20 protein-coding genes, 1 tRNA gene and 1 riboswitch are annotated in these 22,150 nt (G+C 70.7%); of the genes, 10 read left to right on the plus strand and 11 right to left on the minus strand.

Annotated elements, in window-relative coordinates:
- Positions 1-91: 91 nt before the first annotated feature.
- Both BCF44_RS50570 and BCF44_RS50575 read left to right on the plus strand, forming a co-directional pair.
- Complete coding sequence (locus tag BCF44_RS50570; RefSeq protein ID WP_246016282.1) at positions 92-1,021, plus strand: LLM class flavin-dependent oxidoreductase; 930 nt, start codon at positions 92-94, stop codon at positions 1,019-1,021.
- Complete coding sequence (locus tag BCF44_RS50575) at positions 1,018-1,776, plus strand: class I SAM-dependent methyltransferase (RefSeq protein ID WP_170218191.1); 759 nt, start codon at positions 1,018-1,020, stop codon at positions 1,774-1,776. The genes BCF44_RS50570 and BCF44_RS50575 overlap by 4 nt, the downstream gene beginning before the upstream one ends.
- A 13-nt stretch (positions 1,777-1,789) precedes the next feature.
- Here BCF44_RS50575 and BCF44_RS50580 read toward each other — a convergent pair whose 3' ends face one another.
- Positions 1,790-2,806: an alcohol dehydrogenase gene (locus BCF44_RS50580; protein WP_116181750.1), complete on the minus strand. Its 1,017-nt coding sequence runs from the start codon at positions 2,804-2,806 to the stop codon at positions 1,790-1,792.
- Between the two features lie 165 nt (positions 2,807-2,971).
- Positions 2,972-4,003 (minus strand): ferritin-like domain-containing protein, encoded by a 1,032-nt coding sequence (locus BCF44_RS58880; protein WP_116181786.1) that lies wholly within the window; start codon positions 4,001-4,003, stop codon positions 2,972-2,974.
- A gap of 589 nt (positions 4,004-4,592) precedes the next feature.
- Between BCF44_RS58880 and BCF44_RS50595 the strand changes: the two genes are divergently transcribed.
- Together BCF44_RS50595 and BCF44_RS50600 are read left to right on the plus strand one after the other, a co-directional pair.
- Positions 4,593-4,919 carry a cupin domain-containing protein gene (locus BCF44_RS50595; protein WP_116181752.1) on the plus strand — a complete coding sequence of 109 codons (327 nt, stop codon included), beginning with the start codon at positions 4,593-4,595 and terminating at the stop codon, positions 4,917-4,919.
- Positions 4,920-4,960: 41 nt separating this feature from the next.
- Positions 4,961-5,290, plus strand: a complete 330-nt coding sequence (locus BCF44_RS50600; protein ID WP_116181753.1) for a hypothetical protein — start codon at positions 4,961-4,963, stop codon at positions 5,288-5,290.
- Positions 5,291-5,337: 47 nt separating this feature from the next.
- Here the strand turns inward: BCF44_RS50600 and BCF44_RS50605 are convergent, their stop codons facing one another.
- Entirely contained in the window at positions 5,338-5,700 is a 363-nt protein-coding gene (locus tag BCF44_RS50605; RefSeq protein ID WP_246016278.1) for a CPCC family cysteine-rich protein, read from the minus strand.
- 241 nt (positions 5,701-5,941) lie between these two features.
- Here BCF44_RS50605 and BCF44_RS50610 point away from each other — a divergent pair.
- Positions 5,942-6,013 (plus strand) — tRNA-Val (locus tag BCF44_RS50610).
- Positions 6,014-6,118: 105 nt separating this feature from the next.
- Here the strand turns inward: BCF44_RS50610 and BCF44_RS50615 are convergent.
- Both BCF44_RS50615 and BCF44_RS50620 read right to left on the minus strand, forming a co-directional pair.
- Positions 6,119-6,577 (minus strand): peroxiredoxin, encoded by a 459-nt coding sequence (locus tag BCF44_RS50615; protein ID WP_116181755.1) that lies wholly within the window; start codon positions 6,575-6,577, stop codon positions 6,119-6,121.
- A 63-nt stretch (positions 6,578-6,640) separates the two neighbouring features.
- Complete coding sequence (locus BCF44_RS50620; RefSeq protein WP_116181756.1) at positions 6,641-7,072, minus strand: DUF3052 domain-containing protein; 432 nt, start codon at positions 7,070-7,072, stop codon at positions 6,641-6,643.
- Positions 7,073-7,385: 313 nt separating this feature from the next.
- On the opposite strand from BCF44_RS50620, the gene aceE reads away from it, so the two are divergent.
- The 3 genes from aceE (at position 7,386) to BCF44_RS50635 (ending at position 12,244) form a co-directional block, all read left to right on the plus strand.
- Positions 7,386-10,163, plus strand: a complete 2,778-nt coding sequence (aceE, locus tag BCF44_RS50625) for a pyruvate dehydrogenase (acetyl-transferring), homodimeric type (protein ID WP_116181757.1) — start codon at positions 7,386-7,388, stop codon at positions 10,161-10,163.
- Positions 10,164-10,262: 99 nt separating this feature from the next.
- The gene (locus BCF44_RS50630; RefSeq protein WP_211353623.1) at positions 10,263-10,871 is read left to right on the plus strand and encodes an ABC transporter ATP-binding protein; all 609 of its coding nucleotides are present in this window, start codon (positions 10,263-10,265) and stop codon (positions 10,869-10,871) included.
- Positions 10,868-12,244: a DUF6297 family protein gene (locus BCF44_RS50635; protein ID WP_116181759.1), complete on the plus strand. Its 1,377-nt coding sequence runs from the start codon at positions 10,868-10,870 to the stop codon at positions 12,242-12,244. The genes BCF44_RS50630 and BCF44_RS50635 overlap by 4 nt, the downstream gene beginning before the upstream one ends.
- Here BCF44_RS50635 and BCF44_RS50640 read toward each other — a convergent pair.
- The 3 genes from BCF44_RS50640 to BCF44_RS50645 all read right to left on the minus strand — a co-directional run bounded on the left by BCF44_RS50640 (position 12,241) and on the right by BCF44_RS50645 (position 16,023).
- On the minus strand, positions 12,241-13,023 hold the full coding sequence (locus BCF44_RS50640) for a lanthionine synthetase LanC family protein (protein WP_170218192.1): 783 nt from the start codon (positions 13,021-13,023) through the stop codon (positions 12,241-12,243). The genes BCF44_RS50635 and BCF44_RS50640 overlap by 4 nt on opposite strands.
- Positions 13,024-13,141: 118 nt before the next feature.
- A complete protein-coding gene (locus BCF44_RS56235) occupies positions 13,142-15,268 on the minus strand; it encodes a lantibiotic dehydratase (protein WP_170218193.1) in 2,127 nt (708 codons plus the stop codon).
- Positions 15,265-16,023, minus strand: a complete 759-nt coding sequence (locus BCF44_RS50645) for a thiopeptide-type bacteriocin biosynthesis protein (protein WP_170218194.1) — start codon at positions 16,021-16,023, stop codon at positions 15,265-15,267. The genes BCF44_RS56235 and BCF44_RS50645 overlap by 4 nt, the downstream gene beginning before the upstream one ends.
- Positions 16,024-16,126: 103 nt before the next feature.
- Here BCF44_RS50645 and BCF44_RS50650 point away from each other — a divergent pair, with 103 nt between their 5' ends.
- Positions 16,127-16,999, plus strand: coding sequence for a polysaccharide deacetylase family protein (locus BCF44_RS50650; protein ID WP_116181762.1), 873 nt, complete (start codon positions 16,127-16,129; stop codon positions 16,997-16,999).
- Here BCF44_RS50650 and pnuC read toward each other — a convergent pair.
- From pnuC to BCF44_RS55030, 3 genes are all read right to left on the minus strand, one after another.
- A complete protein-coding gene (gene pnuC, locus BCF44_RS50655) occupies positions 16,961-17,611 on the minus strand; it encodes a nicotinamide riboside transporter PnuC (RefSeq protein ID WP_116181763.1) in 651 nt (216 codons plus the stop codon). The two genes, BCF44_RS50650 and pnuC, sit on opposite strands and share 39 nt — an antisense overlap.
- A gap of 63 nt (positions 17,612-17,674) precedes the next feature.
- A riboswitch (FMN riboswitch) is annotated at positions 17,675-17,797 on the minus strand.
- Positions 17,798-17,870: 73 nt separating this feature from the next.
- A complete protein-coding gene (locus BCF44_RS50660; RefSeq protein ID WP_116181764.1) occupies positions 17,871-18,626 on the minus strand; it encodes a mechanosensitive ion channel family protein in 756 nt (251 codons plus the stop codon).
- A gap of 647 nt (positions 18,627-19,273) precedes the next feature.
- Positions 19,274-20,791 (minus strand): alpha/beta fold hydrolase, encoded by a 1,518-nt coding sequence (locus BCF44_RS55030; protein WP_147328989.1) that lies wholly within the window; start codon positions 20,789-20,791, stop codon positions 19,274-19,276.
- A 102-nt stretch (positions 20,792-20,893) separates the two neighbouring features.
- On the opposite strand from BCF44_RS55030, the gene BCF44_RS50675 reads away from it, so the two are divergent.
- The gene (locus tag BCF44_RS50675) at positions 20,894-22,084 is read left to right on the plus strand and encodes a PucR family transcriptional regulator (RefSeq protein WP_116181765.1); all 1,191 of its coding nucleotides are present in this window, start codon (positions 20,894-20,896) and stop codon (positions 22,082-22,084) included.
- Positions 22,085-22,150: the final 66 nt, after the last annotated feature.

Raw genomic sequence — 22,150 nt, forward strand, 5'->3', positions numbered from 1 at the left:
GGTACTAGGGAGAACTCGCCATACCGGACATGTCGACGGCGGACCTAGCATTCGCCTCGACGGACCGGTCGTTCTCCTGCTGGGGGTGGCGATGGGCGTGTTCGCGCCGACGCGGTTCCACTGGACGCTGCCCGCCGGCGGCGACGGAGTCCAGTTCTGCCGTGCGGCCGAGGACGGCGGCCTGGACCAGGTGCTGTTGCCGGCGGCATTCCACCGGCCGGATCCGGTCGCACTCGCCTCGAACCTCGCCGCCAACACCAAGAGCATCGGATTCATGATCTGTCCGCGCACCGACATGCAGTCGCCGACACACCTGGTGCGTCAGGTGAACACGGTGTCCGCGGTGGCCAACGGACGGGTGAGCGTGGTCGGCGGCTGCCCGTACGACGGCGATTTCCGGGCGCACGACGAGTTCTGGACCGTCTGCGACGCGTTGTGGCGGGACAGCGAATTCCGCCGTTTCGGCACCCCGTTCACGTCGGTGGAACGGGATCGGCCCGAACTGTATTTCAGCGGGAGTTCGGGCGCGGCGTCCGACCTCGCGGTCAGGCACGGCGACGTGCTGCTGCTCCTCGGCGCCGCACCCGCCGTGGTGGTCGGGTGCGGCAGGCGGGTGCGCGCCGCCGGCCGCGAGGTCGGACTGCTGTTCTCCGTGGTGTGTCGGCCGACCCGCGCGGAGGCGGTGGACGCGGCGCTGGCGATGACCGAGATCGCCGGCGAGAACGCTTACGCGGCAAGGGAGAAGTACCGGCTGCTGACCGCCGAGTCGGTGGCGCTGGCCGGCGGCTGGTGCGCGACGCCGGCGGAGGACGCCGACCACTGGCCCAGGCCGTACCTGTGGACCGGCGCGATGCCGTTCCTCGGTCCGCTGGGCCTGGCCCTGGTCGGCACGCCGGACGAGCTCGCGGCGGCGGTGCAGGAGTACCGGGAGGCCGGCGTCACCCAGTTCGTGTTCCACGGCGAGGGGATGTCCCAGTTCTGCCAAGAGGTTCTGCCCCGCGTCCGCGAGCGCGGCTGGTGACCACTGTGGACGGTGAGCTTTTCGGGCGGCTGTACGCGAGTTGGTACGACCGGTGGCACGACGGCAAGGACTACGCGGCGGAAGTGTCCCAGCTGTCGCAGATCATGTCCCGCGAGGCGCGTGTGGACCGTGTGCTGGATCTGGGCTGCGGCACCGGGCAGCATCTGGAGCTACTGGCCGAGGCCGGGCACACGGTGTTGGGTGTGGACCGGTCGCCGGTGATGGTGCAGCAGGCGCGGGCGCGGCTGGCCCGCTATCGCGGCCGGGCGTCAGTGCTGCACGGCGATCTGCTCGACGTGCAGCCGGACGAGCCGTTCGACGCCGTGCTGATGATGTATTCCGTTCTCGGCTACCAGGTCGACAACGAGGCCCTGCTCGGCGCGCTCGCGGTGGTGCACCGCGCGGTGCGGCCGGCCGGGCTGTTCCTGTTCGACGTGCTCGACGCGATCCCGTTGCTGCGCCGGCGTCCGCGCGATGACGTGGGCATCGTGGACGATCTGGATCACCAGCTGTTGCGGGCCACCTCGTGCACCCTGCTCGCAGGGGAGCAGGCCTACGAGTTCGCGGTGCGCCTGTGGCTGCTGCGCGGCGGACGGCTGGTCGAGCACGCGGAGGAGCGCCACCGGGTGCGCTTCTTCCTGCGCCGGGAGTTGGAGCTGCTGTTGGCCATCAGCGGTTTCCGGCTGCTCGGCGCGGCCCCACTGGCCGGTTCGACGCGCGGGCCGAACCGGCTGGTGTGGGCCCGTCGGATCTAGTTCGCCCGTGGTCTCAGCGGCTCGTGTCCAAGACGACGCGGAACCGGGCCGCGCCGGACATCATGTGCTCGTACGCCTTCGGCGCCTCGCTCAGCGGCAGCACCTCGACCATCGGCCGGATGCCTTGCGCCAGGCTGAAGGCGAGGTTGTCCTCGTTCTCGATGGCGCTGCCGGTCAGGCTGCCGGTCAGGCTGCGCGTGCCGAAGATCAGGTCGGAGGTCTGCACGGTGATCGGGTCGGCGGAGGCGCCGACCACGAGCAGTTGGCCGCGCGGGGCCAGGCCGGGCACCAGCGGCGACATCGAGGAGCCGCTCGCCGCGGTGGCGATGATCGCCGCCGCGCCGCCGAGTCGCTTCAGCGCCTTCCCCGGGTCCTCCGCCCTGGCGTCGACGTAGTGGTGGGCGCCCAGCTTCGCCGCCAGCTCCGCCTTGTCGGTGCCGCGGGCGATCGCCGCGACCTGGTAGCCCATCTTGTTGGCCTGCTGGACGGCCAGGTGCCCGAGGCCACCGATGCCCTGCACGGCAACGAGTGCGCCGGGGCGGGCGTCGATCTGGCTCAGCGCCTGGAACGTCGTGATGCCGGCGCACAGCAGCGGGCCGGCGTCCACCGGGCTCAAACCGTCCGGCACGCGCACCAGGCCGCTGGCGCGGGCGTAGGCCACCTCCGCGTAGCCGCCGTCCACGGCGGTGCCGGTGACCGGCTGGTCGGTGCAGTTGACGAAGTCGCCGCGGCGGCAGAAATCGCACACGCCGCAGTGGCCACCGAGGAAGCCGACGCCCACCCGGTCGCCGACCTGCCAGATCTTCACGCCGTCGCCGATCGCGTCGATCACGCCGACCAGTTCGTGGCCGGGCACGACCGGCGCACTGGGGTCGGCCCGCAGGCCCTCCACCGCGAGCATGTCCGAGTGGCAGACCCCGTTGGCCTCCACCCGGATCCGCACCTGGCCCGCCGGCGGCGCGACCAGTTCCCGTTCCACCAGCCGGAAGTTCCGCTTCCCGGTCACCTCGTACGCCCGATACGTCGCCACGGCCCGCTCCTCTGTCGTCGATGGTGAAAATGACCGGTCGTCTCAACTATGCACCATCGTGCACGAGTGTGCCAACGGTGACCCCGGTCACGACAAGGGGCAGACGTCTCGATCTTCGGTGCCACCACGAGGGCCGGCGCGCCACGCGCCGGCCCTCGTCCACCGCTACGGTCGCTGATCCTTCGGCACGTACTCGAAACTCGGTCCGGCCATCGTCTTGCCGTCGCCGGTCGGCATCGCCATCAGCGCCTGAGCCTTGGTCTTCACCGCGTACATCACCCGCACCGAGCTGCGAATGTCCCCCGGGTTGCCGTTGAAGGCGTCCTCGAGCATCGCCAGCAGCAGGCAGTACGTGGCGTTGAAGTCCTGCTGTGCCACCCGAATCGGGCTCCCCTCCGGATGATCAGTCGTACGGGGATTCCTCCTCATCGGCCGCACGCCGCCGTGGTCGACCGCGATCACGTCCCCCGTCGGCCCACTCCGCGGCGTGTCCCCCGCCTGATAGCGCCGTCCGAACTTCAACTCCTGGAACCGGTAGTAGTGCGCGACCTCTTCCCGGTCCGGGTGGAACACGTCCTTCTCGCCGTCCCACACCTCGGTCAGCGCCGCCCCCTCCCCCTGCTCGATGATCTCCGTCAGCGCCGCCATCGCCGACTTCAGATCCGTCACCGGCACGACCCTGCCGCCGCCGCTGCGGAAGGCCATCTCCCCCACCTGCCGCGCCGGGTCGCCTGTGAACACCGCCTCTTCGCCGAGTTCCTCGCACAGCCTCCGCAGCCCACCCTCCACCGCCCCGTAGAACTGCCCGATGGTCGCGTACCCGTCCGCCTGCGGCCGCGCGCCCTTCGCCTCCGGCTGTTCGATCCGCAGAAACACCTCCAGCGCCTCCGCCCCGAACGGGTTCAGGTCGATCCGCACCGACCCGTCGCTGTGCGGCAGCGTGTACGGGTAGGCCGGCAGCAACTCCGGCGCGTCCAACACCGGCTTCCCCCCGACCGCGTTCAGCAGGTTCGCCGCCAGCGCCAGGTGCAGCATCTCCTCGTCCAGCACCCCGCCGATCACCTGCGCGGCCTCCGCATTCCGCTCCGCGTCCAGCGAATACAGCGCACACAGATACGGCGGAATCGTCGAATGCTCCAGCTCCACCGCCCACTGCAGATGCCGCCGCAGCTCCTCCACCGTCCCAATGCCATCCATCGCCACCCCTAGGTCTCAACTCGTGTGGCAGCTAAGACAGCAACCCCCGGCGACCTGTGACACAGGAGCACTCGGGCCGCGCCAGGGGCGACGCGAGTCGTCGCTCCTCGCCCGCGGGAGCGACAGCGAAGCCGCGCCCGCCTCGGGCAGCAGGAATTCGCCGATCGGGGCCGAAACATGGCCAGGCGGATTGTCGATCGCGAAGAACCGGTCCCCGTGCCACTCGACCCGCAACTGCTCCCGGCCGGTGACATCGTCGATGAGCTCCCGTATCTCCCGTACGGACGTGCCCGATGGCTCGGGCACGATCAGTGCACGCAGGGAGCGATGACCAGACGGCCGCACCAGTGCGACTAGCCGGTCGTCAAGGATCTCCACGTGATCCAGCAGCGAAATGCCGTAGACGTGAAAGGAATGCGCCGCACCTCTTGCAGCCCGTTGCCCAGCTCACCGAACCACATCTGCTCACATTGTCCAGCCAGGCCGAGCGGCGCCAGATCGGCCATGGCGATGTATTGCTGGTGTTGTTGTCACGATTGGACAGATCCGCACGTGAAGACGAGCTAGGCTCGTCGGTGTGGCTGAATCGATGACCCGTACGGTGCTGGCTGACATCACGCTGCCGCAGGTCAGGCCCGTTGAGCGGATCGAGACCCGGCGCATCCGGATACCCGCCGGCGTCGCGGCCGGCCCTCACATCCACAACTGCCCGGTGGTGGGCAGCATCGTCGAGGGGTCGGTCGCCTACCAGGTCGAAGGCGAACCCGTTGTCGTACTGACGCCGGGTGACGTGTTCTACGAAGCCGAGGGCGCTCGCATCACCCGGTTCGACGCACTCGACGACGACGTCATGTTCATCGGCCACTTCCTGCTGGCGGCAGGTCAGGAGCCGGAAATCGACGTTCCCGCGACGTGAGCCGATCGCGGCCTCTCCTGCCACGGGACTCGAGGACTGACGTGGGCGTCGACGTCGTGCTGATGAGCGTGCACCAGCGGGGCACCAGCCCGAAGGGGCGCCGGCTGCTTCCGGTGGATGTCGTGGGGGACCCGGTGGAGCGGTTCGCTCGGCTGTGCACGTCGAGCCGCCGGCCGATGCTCAGCCGGGTCGACCCGTACAAGTCGCTGATCCTGACCCGCGCCGACATGCCCCAGTTCATTTCCGAGCTGGAGGCGGAGTTCGCCGCGAGCGACGACCGCGAGCTGAGAGAGCTCCTCGGGAGGGTTCTCGGCCTCGCGCGGGAGTGCGAGGCGAGAGACGCGCGCGAACTGCATCTCGAGGGCGACTGAATCCTCGGGCCGCGTTCGGCACCGTCGCCGGCGCCCCGAACTCCCTGCTACGCAAGCGAATCCAGCTCGCCGGAGGTGGTCGAGGAATCGCAGCGGCGGGTCGGCGGCGATCGGAGCGGGTGCTCCTCGTCATGGGGTGGGCGGACATGGCTGAGACATCGCCCGGAGGATGCTCCGAGCGCGGCGAAGTTGGTCCGCGCCTGGGCAAGGCTGAGGTCCTTGTTCGGTCCGCCCCGGACGACTGCGGCATCGTGGTCGTCCTGGCCGTCGTCCTCCCAGAAGCAGACCGGGCAGATCTCGTACCCGCCTCGGACATCGAGGGTCAGGTACCCGCAGCAGGGGCAGGCGTATGGGCCGTTCTCCGCCGGCAGCGACACGTTGACGACCGCCAGGGCGGAGGGCTCCGGCAAGGTCTTCTGGCGTATCAGGTCATCCAGCGGGCGGATGGGGGTGCGCAAGGCGGAGCGGCTTCGCGGCGGGAGCGCCGACAATCGTGGAGAATTCTCCTGGGTCCGCGGGCGAACGAGCAGCCTCGCGCGGACGGCGGCCGGCGGCTTACGCGCCATGGCCCTTTCTGCCGGTTGTCACAGCACAGATCATGCCACAGGCCATTCGACGGCCGCCTCGTGTAATGTGCTCTCTCGTGTTCAGGGGCGCATAGCTCAGGGGTAGAGCACCGCTCTTACAAGGCGGGGGTCGCAGGTTCGAAACCTGCTGTGCCCACACTCTCTGATCCACACTCGCGCTGACCTGCGCAGAACAGTCGATCACCAGACACGACGCCTGGGCCGGTGGAACCCGGCCCAGGCGTCGTGGTCTGCTCTGGCGTCAGAGCGCCTTGAGGGCCCGCTTCCAGGCGTCCTGGTCGCGGGGCTCGCCGGGCTGGTTGGCCTCGGCGAACCGGATGACGCCCTGCTTGTCGATGAGGTAGGTGCCGCGCAGGGCCATGCCGGCCTTGTCGTTGAAGACGTCGTAGGCCTGGGCGGTGGCGCCGTGCGGCCAGAAGTCGGACAGGAGCGGGAAGGTGTAGCCCTCCTTCTCCGCCCATGCCTTGAGGCTGAACGGGGTGTCCACGGACACGCCGATGACCTGCACGTCGTCGTTCTGGTATTCGGCCAGCTCGTCGCGCACCTGGCAGAGCTCGCCCGTGCAGATGCCGCTGAAGGCGAACGGGTAGAACACCAGCAGCACGTTCTTCTCGCCGCGGAACGACGACAGGGTGACGTCCTCCCTGTTGGCGTCCTTGAGCGTGAAGTCAGGGGCCTGGGTACCGACTTCCAGCGCCATGCTCGCGTTTCCTCCCGGTGGGCTCGGCAGTTGCCCGCCAAGCCTATGCCACCGGGTTCGAGCTCAGCGCTTGGACTTGGCCGACTTGGGCGAGACCAGCTTGATGCCGGCCCAGTCCTCGCCGACGCTCGCGTTGAGGGTCTGGGCGAGGCCGGCGGTGGGCACCGCCTCGGCGATGTCGCTGGGCTCGACGTAGCCGGGACGGCCCGTCTTCGGGGTCAACACCCAGATGACGCCGTCCTCGGCCAGCGGCCCGGTCACGTCCATCAGCGTGTCGACCAGGTCGCCGTCGCTCTCCCGCCACCACAGCAGCACGACGTCGACGACCTCGTCGGACTCCTCGTCGAGCAGGTCACTGCCGATCCGTTCCTCGATCGCGGCGCGGACGTCGTCGTCGACGTCCTCGTCCCAACCGATCTCCTGGACCACCATGTCCGGCTCGATCCCGAGCCTGTCGGCGACGCCGACCTTGCCAGCGTCTCCCGCGGCCACCACGGCTTCCACTCCTCCAAGCTATGCCAGTAGGGCGACTGGGGTCAGCCGCCGCACCTGTATTCAACACCGGTCGCGGACAGCGAACACTGAGGGTGGCCACCTGCGCAACCACCCACACCGTGACACACCGAAGACGACCCCGGGATTCGACCCCGCTTTGCCACCCGAACGGGGCATCAGGCAGGCTCTACTTACCTCCTATACGCGCGCGCGAGGAGGCTACCGACCGGTAGCACGGACAGGTGGCCGACTGCCAGAGCCGGATGAGGGAGGATGGACGTGAACCTGTCGACACACCAGGCGAGGAGACCCCTTGGCCCCGCAGAGCAACGGCGCTGGCAGCGCGAGCACCCCGGAGCGGGTCCGGGTCATCCGCGACGGCCTCGCCGCCCATCTCCCGGACATCGACCCCGATGAGACCGCGGAGTGGCTGGAGTCCTTCGACGAGGTGCTGAAGGGCGCCGGCACGCAGCGCGCCCGGTACCTGATGCTCCGGCTGCTGGAACGAGCCCGGGAGAGCCGGGTGGGCGTGCCGTCGCTGACCAGCACGGACTACGTGAACACCATCCCCACCGAGCAGGAGCCGTGGTTCCCCGGCGACGAGGAGGTGGAGCGCCGCTACCGGGCCTGGATCCGCTGGAACGCGGCCATGACGGTGCACCGCGCGCAGCGTCCCGGCGTCGGCGTCGGCGGCCACATCTCGACCTACGCCTCCTCGGCGACGCTGTACGAGGTCGGCTTCAACTGGTTCTTCCGCGGCAAGGATCACCCGGGCGGGGGAGACCAGGTCTACTTCCAGGGACACGCGTCGCCGGGCATGTACGCCCGCGCCTTCCTGGAGGGCCGCCTGTCGGCCGAGCACCTGGACGGCTTCCGCCAGGAGTACTCGCACGCCGGCCCGGGCGGCGGCCTGCCGTCGTACCCGCACCCGCGGCTGATGCCGGACTTCTGGGAGTTCCCGACCGTCTCGATGGGTCTCGGCCCGATGAACGCGATCTACCAGGCGCGGTTCAACCGCTACCTGCGCGACCGCGGCATCAAGGACACCGACCAGCAGCACGTGTGGGCGTTCCTGGGCGACGGCGAGATGGACGAGGCGGAGTCGCGCGGCCTGATCCACGTGGCCGCGAACGAGGGCCTGGACAACCTCACCTTCGTGATCAACTGCAACCTCCAGCGGTTGGACGGCCCGGTCCGCGGCAACGGCAAGATCATCCAGGAGCTGGAGTCCTACTTCCGGGGCGCCGGCTGGAACGTGATCAAGGTGATCTGGGGCCGCGAGTGGGACGGCCTGCTGCACGCCGACCGCGACGGCGCGCTGGTCAACCTGATGAACACCACGCCGGACGGCGACTACCAGACGTACAAGGCCAACGACGGCGCGTACGTCCGCGAGCACTTCTTCGGCCGCGACCCGCGGACCAAGGACATGGTCTCGGCGATGAGCGACCAGGACATCTGGAACCTCAAGCGCGGCGGCCACGACTACCGCAAGGTGTACGCGGCGTACAAGGCGGCCACCGAGCACAACGGCCAGCCGACGGTGATCCTGGCCAAGACCATCAAGGGCTACGGCCTGGGCCCGCACTTCGCCGGCCGCAACGCCACGCACCAGATGAAGAAGATGACCCTGGAGGACCTCAAGCTCTTCCGGGACGAGCTGCGCATCCCGATCACCGACGCCGACCTCGAGCGCGACCCGTACCTGCCGCCGTACTACCACCCGGGGCCGGACTCGCCGGAGATCCAGTACGTCGTGGAGCGGCGCCGCCAGCTGGGCGGCTTCGTGCCGGAGCGGCGCGGCAAGTCGACGGCGCTGGTGCTGCCCGGCGACAAGGTCTACGAGACGATCCGCCGCGGCTCGGGCAAGCAGGAGGTGGCCACCACGATGGCCATCGTCCGGCTGATCAAGGACCTGATCAAGGACCAGGAGATCGGCGGCCGGATCGTGCCGATCATCCCGGACGAGGCGCGGACCTTCGGCATGGACGCCATGTTCCCGTCGCAGAAGATCTACAACCCGCACGGCCAGCTGTACACCTCCGTGGACGCCAAGCTGATGCTGGCGTACAAGGAGAGCGAGCACGGGCAGATCCTGCACGAGGGCATCAACGAGGCCGGCTCGACGGCGTCGTTCACCGCGGTGGGCACCTCCTACGCCACCCACGGCGAGCCGATGATCCCGGTCTACATCTTCTACTCGATGTTCGGCTTCCAGCGGACCGGCGACGGCCTCTGGGCGGCGGCGGACCAGATGGCGCGCGGCTTCGTGCTCGGCGCCACCGCGGGCCGCACCACGCTGACCGGTGAGGGCCTCCAGCACGCCGACGGCCACTCGCTGCTGCTGGCGGCGACCAACCCGGCGGTGGTGGCCTACGACCCGGCGTGGGCCTTCGAGGTGGCGCACATCGTCAAGGACGGCCTGCGGCGGATGTACGGCGACAACGCCGAGAACATCTTCTACTACCTGACCGTCTACAACGAGCCGGTGCGGCAGCCGGCCGAGCCGGAGAACCTGGACGTCGAGGGCCTGCTGCGCGGTCTCTACCGCTACGCGACGGCTCCCGGCGCCACCGGCCCGCGGGCGCAGATCCTGGTCTCCGGCGTCACCATGCCGGACGCCATGCGGGCGCAGGAGCTGCTGGCCGAGGAGTGGGGCGTGCAGGCCGACGTGTGGTCCGCCACCTCGTGGGCGGAGCTGCGTCGGGAGGCCGTGGAGGTCGATCGCCACAACATGCTGCACCCCGAGGCCGAGCCGCGCGTGCCGTACGTCACGCAGGTGCTGTCCGAGGCGGCCGGGCCGGTCGTCGCGGTGTCGGACTACATGCGCGCGGTGCCGGACCTGATCCGCCCGTGGGTGCCGACCGACATGGTGACCCTGGGCACGGACGGCTTCGGCTTCTCCGACACCCGCCCGGCGGCCCGCCGGCACTTCCTGGTCGACGCGCAGTCGATCGCGGTCGGCGTGCTGACCGCGCTGGCCCGCCGCGGCGAGGTCGACCACGACAAGGTGGTCGAGGCGACCCGCCGGTACCGGCTGGACGACCCGCAGGCCGCGGGTCCCCAGACCACGGACTCCGGCGCCGCCTGATCCCTCGGGACTGATGGCAGGGAAGGACGCCTTACCCTCGTTCGACGCGGGTAAGGCGTCCTTCCCTGCGTTCAAGGGGGGTCGACGGCGGTGTTGCGGGTGGACGGGCTGACGCGCGGCTTCAGCGGGCTGCTGGTGCTGCACGAGCTGAGTTTCGAGCTGGCGCCCGGCGAGGGCGCGGCGGTGGTGGGGCCGAACGGCTCCGGCAAGACGACGCTGCTGCGCTGCGTGGCCGGCACGGACGTGCCGGACGCGGGCCGGATCACGCTGAACGGGTTCCCGGTGGCGGAGACGTCGCCGGACACCCGGGCGGCGATGGCGTGCGTGCTGGACGACGTGGATTTCTTCCCGGACCTGTCGGTCGGCGAGCACCTGGCGCTGTGCGCCCTGGCCCACGAGCAGCCGGATGCCGCGGCGACGGTCGAGTCGGTGCTGGCCGAGCTGGGCATCGCCGAGCAGCGCGACCAGCTGCCGGCGACGTTGTCGAGCGGCCAGCGGCGACGGCTGGCGCTGGCCAGCTGCTTCGTGCGGCCCCGCACGCTGCTGGTGCTGGACGAGCCGGAGCAGCGCCTGGACGTCGAGGGCAAGGCATGGCTGGCGGCGAAGCTGAACGCCGAGAAGGCGGCGGGCGTGTCGGTGCTGATGGCCTCCCACGACCCGGAGCTGATCGAGGCGGTCGCCGACGTCCACATCGAGGTCGGGCTGTGACGACCGCGCGGGCGGTTCGCCTGGAGCTGCGGGCGATGCGCCGCCGGCGCCATCCCCGGTCGATCTTCCGGAAGCTGTACGACGTCTCCGACACGGCGCTGTACGTCGGCATGGCGAGCGGCCTGGTGGTCGAGGCGGTGATCAAGACGCAGTCGTCGCCGGCGCTGTCCGTGCCGCCGGCGCCGCACAGCGCGGCGTCGGTGTCGTGGATGGCGGTGGCGGTCGCTGTGGCGGCGATAGCGGCCTTCGGGCAGGCGCTGCTGGCGGTGGGGCCGATCTGGGCCGGGTCGGCGACGCAGGCGTGGATCCTGGCCAGCCCGGTGGACCGGCGGGCGGCGCTGCGTCCCACCTTCGTGCGGACGCTGCTGCTGGCCGGCGTGGCCGGGGCGCTGGTGGCGGGCGGGCTCACGGCGATCTACCCGCCGTGGCTGGTGCACCTGCCGTGGAACATGATCACCGGCTTCGAGATCGGGGTGGCGCTGGCGGGGATCACCACCAGCGCGCAGCGGACGGTCCGCGAGGTGCGCCGAAGTCGGATCTTCTTCGCCGTGTTGCTGGGCATCGCGGTGGTGCTCGGTGGCGTGGTGGCCCTGCAACTGGACGTGCCGGCCGTGTCGGTGCCAATGGACCGTGTGCCCCTGTCGGCGCTGGTCTTGATCGGCACCGGCGTTTTCACGGGGTACCCGGCGCTGTCCCGTCTGCATCGCGGCGCACTGTCGGTCGGCTCCGATCTGGTGCAGGCCGCCGCCGTGTCGACGGCGTGGCTGGACCTGTCGCTGATCTCCTCGGCGCTGATGGTTCGCCGCGCGCGGCGGATCGGTCGGGTCCGGTCAGTACGCCTGTGGGGCAGCCGGGAGTTCGCCTTCGTGCTTGCCGATCTCGTACGGCTGCGGCGGTATCCCGCCACCGTGGTCGTGTGGGTGGCGCTGCTGCCGGTGCCGTTCTTCGCCGCCGTGTCGCTGTCGCCGGTCGCCGTCGGTCCCGTGCAACTGCTGACCGCCTACGCCGCCGCCGACCGGCTCGCCGGCGGCTTGCGCACGATCACCGGCTCGGCGGCGCTGCGGCGGGCCCTGGGCGGCACCGACGCCTCGCTGCGGGCCGTCCACCTCGTGCTGCCGGCGCTCGGCGCGGTCGTGTGGTGCCTGCTGACCGCCGCCGCGCTACCGATCGCGCCGGTGCCGACCGCCGCCATCTCGGCCGTCGGCGCGGTGATCACCGTCTACGCCATGGCCACCCGCCCGCCGATGACCTACGCCAGCCCGGTCTTCGACAGCCCCTTCGGCACCATCCCCGTCAACCTCATCCGCCAACTGGTTCGCGGGCCCGCCCTCCTCGTCGGCCTGGCCGCCGTGCAACTCATCGCCACCCACTAGCGCAAACCCAGACACCGCAACCACGTGCGGTCGGCGTCCTCGACGGTGAACAGTGCCGACAGCACTCCCGGAGCCCCCAGCAACAGCGTGTCGTCCAGGTCCGGGAGCAGGTCCAGCCGGTCGGTCAGGTACGTGATCATCAGATCCCGCAACCCAACCGCACCGGTCACGCCTTCGCGGACGAAGGCGTCGGCGATCAGCATCACGCCGGCGGCGCCGTGGCAGATGCCGAGGCGGTCGGCGTCCCGGCCGTAGAGGTTCACGTCGGGATCGAACGTCTGGCACAGGGATCGCATGAGCCGCACGGCATCGGTCCGTGCGCCGGCGTTCCACAGCGCCCAGGTGATGCCCGGCACGCCGTAGCACCAGCCCTGCCGCCGTTGCCCCACATACGCCCGCTTCAGCAGCCACGCCGTCAGCTCCGGCTGCGGCGACACGACCAGCACGCCGGCCGCCCCGTGCGCCATGCCGGTGTCCTCGCCGTCGAACCACACCGGCTGCTCGTACCCGGCCAGGCAAGCCCCCACCGCGCCGGAAATCAGGTCGAACTCCTCGAACCGCCGCTCCCCCAGCCAGCCGGCAACCCGTTGCGACAGGCGGGAAACCGGCGGGTGCAGCCGGGCGACCAGTCCCAGCCCGAACAGCGTGCCGGCCATGCCGCCGTGCAGACCGACGCGGGGCATCGGCCGCACGGCGGCGGACAGCCACTCGGGCACGGCGGACCGTACAGCGGCAAGCACCGCGCGGTCCGACGACCCGGCGAGCAGCGTCGCGAGCACGCACGGACCCAGTTCCGGCGAGCCCTCGACGCGCCTCAGCAGTGCCAGTGACTCATGTCGCAGCCGATGAGCGAGCAGATCGCCGAGTCCGGCGCGCGACCCTCCGGGGCGATCTCGGTCATCCGGGTGTCCAGTTCCGCGATGAGGTGGTCCAGTTCGGTGACGGCCAGGACGGATTCCATCCACTTTCCCCTTCCTGATTCCCCACCGCGGCGGCGGTGGTGGCTCGGCGGTGCGGCAGCCGCAGCAGCAGCTGCCCGGCGATCGGCTCGCCGTGGTCATCCCGCAGCGGCAGGTGGTCCGGGTCCGGCAGCATCTCCTCGACGACGATCTCGTCCCCCAGGCGGGAGAGTTCCCTGAGCGCCGAAAGGCTGTGCAGGTCGACCGGCCGAGGCTTGCCGCCGGCCCGCGCGAAGACGAATCGCGGCAGGTCCAGCGCGGCCAGGTCGCGCAAGGAGGTCGGCGGCGTGATCCGCCAGTGCCGGCCGGAGAGGATGAGCCCGCCGGCGATCTCCAGTCGTGGCAACGAATCCCGCTCCGGGAACGCGGCCATCCGGTTGCCGAACGAGATCGACGGTGGCTGCGGCGACGCCGCGGTCAGCAGCGTGACCACCAGTCCCCACGGCCCGATCGGCGTCCTCGTGGCGTGATGCATGGGCCACAACGGATTCCCGGCAAGATCCTCCGCCACGATCCGATTCTCGCCGCGCCGCAAGGTGATGCGGTCCAGCGGCAGATATCGCCCACCGGCCGGCAGGTAGCTCGACGAGTCGGCATCACCGGTCCATAGTGGACAATAGCTGGGTCTTCGCACGGCATTGGCGGCCCGATCGTCCAGCGGTGGCACCAGGATCTCCACGAGCCGGGCGTCTTCCTCGGCCGCCTTGTGGGCCAGGAAATCCCGGTACGACCGGACCTGCGGCGGCTCGCCGCCGAGCTTGGTCAGGGCCGAGGCGAACCTCGCGTCCAGCACCCCGGCCGGAAGGATCGCCTCCAGCACCGCACCGTCGGTCATCGGGCGGATCAGGCAGTCGAGGGGCCACTCCGGCACCGCCGCCGGCGGCAGGCCCAGCCCGTCGAGCACTTGCGGCGTAAGGACTTCCGGCAGGTCCGGCGATCTTCGACGCCCAGCGGCCTCGACGGGTCGACTCTCCAGGTACTCGGCGACAAGATCCGGCACGGGCCGAGGCGCGGAGCCGATGGTCGACAACACGGGGTGATCCGCCGGCCGCGGCAGCACGTCCACCAGCCGCAACGCCTGCAACGCCAACTGGCGCACCCGCGCCACGAAATCCGCCGGCACCGCACCGGAAACCGTCCGGTAGACGTCGACGAACGCCTCGCCCGCGAGCGGAACGTCCCAGCTCGACCGCGGCGGCCGGGACAGTTGCAGCACGCCCAGACCCACCAGGTGCTCGAGGAAGCCGCGCAGCAAGTCGCCGCCGTCCGGGGCCAGGCGGCGCACGAGTTCGTCGACGTCGTGCACGCCGTCGGCCAGCGTGTTGCGGATCGCGTCCAGCAGCGGCGTCCGGTTGACCTCCACCACCCGGGTCGCCGACCAGCAGCGCAGCCGGTCGCCGTCGAGCCAGCTCAGCCCGTTCATGGTGATCGTCGCGCCGCCGAGGGCCGCCTGTCTTCGGTCGGCGTTGACGTTGCTCACCCACTGCGCCGAGCACGCCCCGACCGCCGGCCACGACGCGGTCTCCCCCACCTCGGCCTGCGCCACGTGGGCCAGCCAGCCGCGCGGGGTCGGCTTCGCCGCGCCTCGGGCGATCATGCGCAGCAGGTACTCCGACCGCTGCCGCAAACGCTTGCCATCCCAGTTCTCGCCGGCTTCGACCCGTCGTGAGAGATCACCGACCAGGTCCGGCACCGCACGCGCGAGAGCCTCGTCAACCTGCGACCAAGGCAGCCTCAGTAGCCGCTGACGCTCCTTTTCCACGTCTTCGTCCAACGCCGCCCTCCGCAGCCCGAGCGCCGTCGCCCAGGCGCTGACCTGGGCCAACTCCGGCATCGCGCTCGCCACCAGGCGGCCGTTGTGCAGGTCGCGGCGCAGCGCCAACAGCTCCGAGCGGTCCTCGGCGTCCGGGACGACCGTGCCCAGCCAGTCGGCCAGCGACCGGGCGTAGGCCGCGTAGGCCTCCTCCTCGGCCAGCAGTTCCCGCAGCTTGGCGACCAGTTCCGGGTTGCCGGCGGCGGTCCACCGGCCCATCGGCAGCCCGGCGACCCGAAGCAGCACGCTCATGCGCCCGCCAGCGCTTCGGTGATGAGCGCCTGCCGCGCCGCGCTCAGCCGCGCCCGGTTCCAGTGGAACACGACGTAGTACGCCGCGGCCTCGGCGGCGTCGACACCGGCACGTTCGAGCGCCACCCGCCAGCTGCGCGCCGCCGGCGCGACCGGCGACCGGGTCGTCTCCCACACGCCACGCAGCTCGGAGCAGGCGGCCGCGACCGACTCGTCCCGCAGCGGCACCCGGCGCCCGCAGGTGTCGCGGACCCGCGGCCAGGCCTGGCAGCACAGGCCGAGGCCGCCGAACACGGATCGCAGCAGCCGCATGGAAACCAGCCACGCCGGCAGCTCGGTGCGTACGTGATGATCGAGCCAGGCAACGGAGTCCGCCGTGAACAGGCGGTGCACGTGGCACATCGCCGCCGCGCCACCGAACAGGAAGGCCTCGGGTTCGTAGACACCGGGCACGATCCCGCCGATCAGGCCCTCGTCCTCCCAGCGCCGGGCCAGCCGGTCGACCTCGGCCCGCACCCAGGCCTCGCGGCCCGGCGCGGCGGCGAACCGCACCCGCAGGCCGGGCGGCTTGTGCATGAAGAAGAAGTCGGTGATCCGATCGGCCGCGAGCAGGTCACGGACGGCGGCGGAAATCTCCGCGTAGACGCCGGATTTCGGCCTCGCCAGGCCGAGTTGCGTCCACGTCGGCGCCGCCCCGTCGCGCAGCGCGGCGACGCCGCCGGCGAGGAAGGTGAGTCGTTCTTGCTGGGACAGCACGGTTTCACCTCCGTCCGGCGGCTTCCTCCCCGACGTTAGGCGAAGTTCGCGAGTTGTCCACGGTTGGTCAGTCGAAGGTGTGAACGGCGCTAACCTGTCGCGCATGGTGACCGGACAAGCGTGGGAATGGCCGGAAACGGTCTGGCGGCAGCAGGTCGACCGGGTGCGCGCGGGCCGCAGCCTGCGGCCTTCGAGCTGGCCCGACGGTCGAAGGGCCGCGGTGGCGCTGTCGTTCGACGCCGACCACGAGACGATTCCGCTGCGGGACGGCGAGTTCAGCCCGTGCCAGCTCTCGCAGGGCGAGTACGGCAGCCGCGTCGGCGTACCGAGAATCCTGAAGCTGCTGGCCGCACACGACATCCCCGCGACGTTCTTCGTGCCGGCCGTGTCGGCCCTGCTGCACCCCGCCGACATCGAGGCGTACGTGCGCGGCGGGCACGAGGTCGCCCTGCACGGCTGGATCCACGAGCGCAACACCGCGCTGCCCGACGGCGTCGAGCGGGACCTGGCCTTCCGGGCCGCCGACACCCTCGAACGACTGACCGGCGCCCGTCCGGTGGGCCTGCGCACGCCGTCCTGGGACTTCAGCGCGGACACCCTGGCCGTGATCCGCGAGCTCGGGCTGCGCTACGACTCGTCGCTGATGGCCGACGACGACCCGTACGAGGTGGTGGCCGACGGCGAACCGACCGGCCTGGTGGAGATCCCGGTCGAGTGGATCCGCGACGACGCGCCGTTCTTCCCGCGCGATCCGACCCGGCCGAGCGTGCCGCCCCGCCAGGTGCTGACCACCTGGCGGGACGAGTTCGACGCCGCCTACGCCGACGGCGGCCTGTTCCAGCTCACGATGCACCCGCACGTGATCGGGCACCGGTCCCGGTTCGTGGCCCTGCGCCAGCTGGTCGAGTACATCGCCGGCCACGACGTGTGGTTCGCGTCACACGCCGACGTTGCCGACTGGTGCCTGCGCGAGTGAGGCCTGCGCGACGGCCCTGGCGCTGCGGGTCCAGTCCCGCCAGCCCTTGATCACCAGCACCGTGAACACGATGTAGACGCTGGCGCTGAAGTAGAGGCCGGAGGCGATCTGGAGCGGCACGCCGATGGCGTCCACCAGCAGCCAGACCAGCCAGAACTCGACCAGGCGCAGCCCCTGGGCGCCGTAGGCGACGGCGGTGCCGATGAAGATCGCGGCGTCCGGCCACGGGGCCCAGGACGCGTTGGTGGCCTGGAGCAGCAGGGCCATGCCGACGGTGCCGAGGATCAGCGCCACCGCCAGGGCGGCCAGCTCGGGCCGGGTGGAGCGGCGGACCACCACGCCGTACTCGGCGTCGCGGCGGCGGGTCCAGGCCCACCAGCCGTAGACGGAGATGGCGAGCACGATGACCTGGCGCAGGGCGAGTCCGCCCAGGTGGGCCGAGGTGTAGACGGAGAACAGCAGGACCGCCGCCGCGATCTGCACCGGCCACGTCCACAGGGTGCGGCGCTGCGCGAGGAACACCACCGCCACCGCGCCGATCTGCCCCAGCAGCTCCGCGAACGAGATGTGCTCGCCCAGCAGCGTCAGCCCGTGCTCCAACAACCAGTTCACCTGGTCCAGCCCCCTTCCGGCTCCGGTCCGGGGCTGGTTTCGCACGCACGCCGATGGCGGACGTGTGCGCGCCTCTCATCCGGACTCTCACCGTCGGCCCCGGAGTTCCACCGGATCGGCCACCCTTCCGGGTGGTTCGCGGGCTTTACCGCCGGTCTGGAATTGCACCAGGCCCCGGAGCGCACGTCTCCTCACTGGAGAACATATGCCCCGGGGCCCGTATTCCGTTGGGACTTAGGTCACTCGAGCCGCGGTTGATTCAGGGCTGCGGGAATCCCTCGGCCGGCGTCGGCGTGTCGCCGCCCGGCTGGTTGCGCTCCCACGGCGCCTCCTGCGGCGACGTGCTCGCCGGGGGCGTCGCCACCTCGGCCTGGGCACGGGTCAGCCACTGCTCCCAGCGTGACTGCATCGGCCGCACCATGCCGCCGCCGACGCCCACCACCAGGATGCCGCCGACCGTCGCCAGCGCGAAGACCAGCACCGGTTCGGTCACCGTCGTCGCGATTCCCAGCTGGTTCAGGGCGGCGATGACGCCCAGGGCCAGGATGAAGACGTACGTGATCGTGCCCAGCAGCTGGCCGTACTGGCGGCCGGCGAGCGCGCCCGTGACCAGGTTGCGGACCACCCGGGCGATCGCCGAGGCGATCAGCACCAGGATGATCGCCACCACCACCCGTGGCAGGTACGCGATGACCTGGTTGAGCAGGTCGCTGACCGGGTTGCCGGTGCCGAACACGCCGAACGCGTAGTTCAACGCGATCAGCATGACGAAGTAGAACACCAGCTGGACGATCAGCTTGCCGGCGTCCACCGGCGATTTCGGGCCGCCGAACCCGGACCGCTCCACCAGTCTGGCGAAGCCGACCTTGTTCAGCAGCAGTTCGACGGCCTTGCTCAAGGCCTTCGCCACCAGCCATCCGACCAGCAGCACGAGCAGGAAGCCCAACAGCTTGGGCACGAACGTGGTGATCAGCGCCCACGCGTCGCCCAGCCCCTGACTGAGTTGATCGCCCATTGCCGAATGCTTTCGCAGTGTCCCGTGTGGAGCAACTCGACACGTTGGCACGAAAGGGGGAAATCACGAACGGGGGACTCGCGTGGCGGCCGGCCGCCACTTGATCCACAGTGGACACACCGGTGGGGACCGGGGAGACGGAGGCCGCCCAGCGCCACGCGCGGGCGGCCTCCGGTACACAGACCCCAGTGCGCCCCGCCGACAGTGGTGGCGGTGGCGACGGGCCGACCGCAACCCACCGGCGATCGGCCTAGCGACCGAAACCCACCGATGATCGACGTACCAACCGCGACCAACCGGTGATCGGCGTACCAACCGCGCGCGCGACCGGTGAGTGCGCTACCGACCGCGCCCCACCGGCGACCCGTCTAAAGCCCCGGTGAGTGGTGTACCAACGGTGAGTGGTGTACCAACATGGTGACCACCCTTCCCGCGAGTCGCGTTCTCGTGCCAGCGAGTCCCGTCCTCGGGCCAACAGCGAAACGCACCACGCCGGAAATGGCCCGAGGGCGGGACTCGCTTGCGTCACGAGAACGCGACTCGCGCGTCGGCAACCACCACATCCGAAAAGCCCCGGCCCCACCCACCCGCACCCGCACCTACCCCAAACCGCATTTCGCCCTGCCCCAGAGCGCGACTCGCCGGGGTCAGAACGGGGGCAATCCGGACAGGTAGGAGCGGATGGAGGCGCCGAGGGTGGCGGCGCGGGTCGGAACCGCCGGGACGTCCGCCGCCACGTTCGGCCGGGGAGCCCCGGGGCACAGGGAGGAGCTGTCCGGCAGCACCCCGTCGATCAGGTACCGGTTGATCTTCTCGGTGACACACGGATTGCTGCCGTACTCGCCATGGGCACCCTCATCCGTGACGGTGATCAGGTTGTCACGCAACCGCGCCGCCATCGCCGGCCCGCCGGCATAGGCGGTCTGGGTGTCACCCTCGGCCTGCACCACAACGCCAACGGGATACCCACCGCGAACCAACGTCGCCGGCGCCTCCGCCGGCTTGAACGACCGATAGGTGCACGTCGTCGGAGCGGAACGAAGCACACCGAAGCCGTACGGATACTCCGCACGATACGTCCGCATGTCCTGGAAGTACGTGGATGGATCCCCAGGCCAGTCCGCCTCGCACGTAACGGTGTCGAATACACCCGACTGCATGACGTCCAGCCCCCGCTGGGCGAGGGCCATCCCCGCCCCGACAGCGTCGGCAACCGACGGATCCTTCCCCTTCCGCACCGCCACCAGCACCTGCGCCAGATCCGACCACAGTGGACGGTACCGAGCCCCCTCCCCCACGGCCCCGTCCAGCGACGTCCGGTTGAACTTCCCCACCGGCGACTTCACCAGAGCACCGGCGATCTCCTCCACGGTGGCCAGCACCGCCGCCCGCCCCACCCCCAGCCCGAAAGCCCCGTTCCGATCCCCCACCCACGAAGCCCACGCGTCCACATCGGACCGATACGCCGCCGCCTGCTCCAGGAACTGCTGCCGCCAGATCCACTCCGGATGCACGGACGAGTCCAGCACCGACAGGTTCAGCCGATCGGGGAACAGCGCCCCGTACACGGCCCCGAGGTACGTCCCGTACGAGTACCCCAGGTAATTGATCTTCCCAACCCCGAGCGCCGCCCGGATCTGGTCCATGTCCCGAGCCGTGTCCCGGGTGTCGATGAACGGCCGCAGCCCACCCCCGGCCCGCTCGCAGGCACCCTCACTCTCCCGCGCCTGCGCCGCCCAGCCGGCGAATTCCTCATCGGACGGCCGCGAGTCCAGCGAGGCGAGCGCCGCCGGCGTGAGGCACCGCAAAGCCGTCGACGCCCCCACGCCGCGAGGATCGAACCCCACGAGGTCGTAGTACTGCCCCAACGGCGTGTGATCCGCGACATAGCGCGGCATCGACAGCCCCGAACCACCCGGGCCGCCGGGGTTGATCAGCAGCACTCCCTTGCGGTGCGCGGAATCGGTTGCCTGCCGGCGGCTGACGACCACGGCGATGGTGCCCTGGTCGGGATGGGCGTAGTCGAGGGGAACGGAAAGCGTGGCGCATTCGAGGGCGGCGAGCGCGCCGGGGCACGGGGCCCAGACGACCCGCTGCGCCCGCGCCGGTGTCACCAGCAGCACGACCGCGAGCAGGCTCAGCGCGACGGACAGCGATCTTCGCAAGACGACCTCCTCCTCAGGCAACACGGCCGAACATAGGGGCGATTTCCCCACCGGAGCGGGTAGTTCCTTCGTACGGGTGGGTGGCGTGCGAAGCTGTCCCCCATGGGTGAACTGGCGTGGGACTCGCTGTCGGCGGAGACGCTGCGTCGGCTCGAGCACGCGTCGGGCCGGCTGGCCTCCGGCACGATCGGGGAGATGGAGGACCGGCTGCCGTGGTTCCGGCGGCTGCCCGCCGACCAGCGGGCGAGCGTGCTGATGGTCACCCAGACCGGGGTCGCCGGCTTCGTGTCCTGGCTGCGGGACAACAAGCAGGCGATCCGGCTGACCGCGGAGGCGTTCCGCTCCGCCCCCAAGGACATGTCACGGTGGGTGAGCCTGCGCCAGACCGTGGAACTCGTCCGAGTGGCGCTGGAGGTCTTCGAGCGCATGCTGCCCGAGATCGCCGCCGACGAGAAGGAGCGCGGCCAGCTGACCGAGGCCGTCCTGCGCTACGGCCGGGAGATCGCCTTCGCCGCGGCCACCTCCTACGCGGCGGCGGCCGAGGCGCGCGGCGCCTGGGACGCGCGGCTGGAGGCGTTGATCGTGGACGGCATCGTCCGTGGCGACGCCGAGGAGTCGCTGCTCTCGCGGGCCTCGGCGCTGGGCTGGGAGCAGACGGCGGAGGCGACCGTGCTGGTCGGCAATCCGATGTCGGCGGAACCCACCCGCGTGGTGTTCGACGTGCGCAGCCGGGCGGCCCGCATCCACCGTCCGGTGCTGCTGAGCGTGCAGGGCTCGCGGCTGGTGGTGGTGCTCGGCGGCTCCGAGGACGAGGCCCGCGGCCAGGAGGTGCTGGCCAAGATGGCCGAGGCGTTCGGCCCGGGCCCGGTGGTGGTGGGGCCGACGGTGGACAACATCGCCGAGGCGCACCGCAGCGCGTCGGACGCCCTGTCCGGGCTGCGGGCGGTGGTGGGCTGGCCGACCGCGCCGCGGCCGGTGCGGTCGCTGGACCTGCTGCCGGAGCGGGCGCTGGCCGGCGACCCGGAGGCGGAGTGGCAGCTGATCGAGCGGATCGCCCGCCCGCTGGAGGAGGCGACCGGCGGCCTGATGGCCACTGTGGACGCTTTCCTGGAGACCGGCGGCGTGCTGGAGGCGTGCGCCCGCAACCTGTTCGTGCACCCCAACACCGTGCGCTATCGGCTGAAGCGGGTGACCGAGCTGACCGGCCGCAACGCCAACGACCCGCGCGACGCCCTGGTGCTGCGGGTGGCGCTCACCGTCGGCCGACTGGCCAAGGCCCGCGGCCTCTGGTGATCCCGGCCGTGGGAAGAAAGGTCATCCGAACCCGATAAAAGGGCAACCGAAAGCTGGCCACCGGAA

Origin of the sequence: Kutzneria buriramensis (assembly GCF_003387475.1) — a bacterium.
Taxonomy (GTDB): Bacteria; Actinomycetota; Actinomycetes; order Mycobacteriales; family Pseudonocardiaceae; genus Kutzneria; species Kutzneria buriramensis.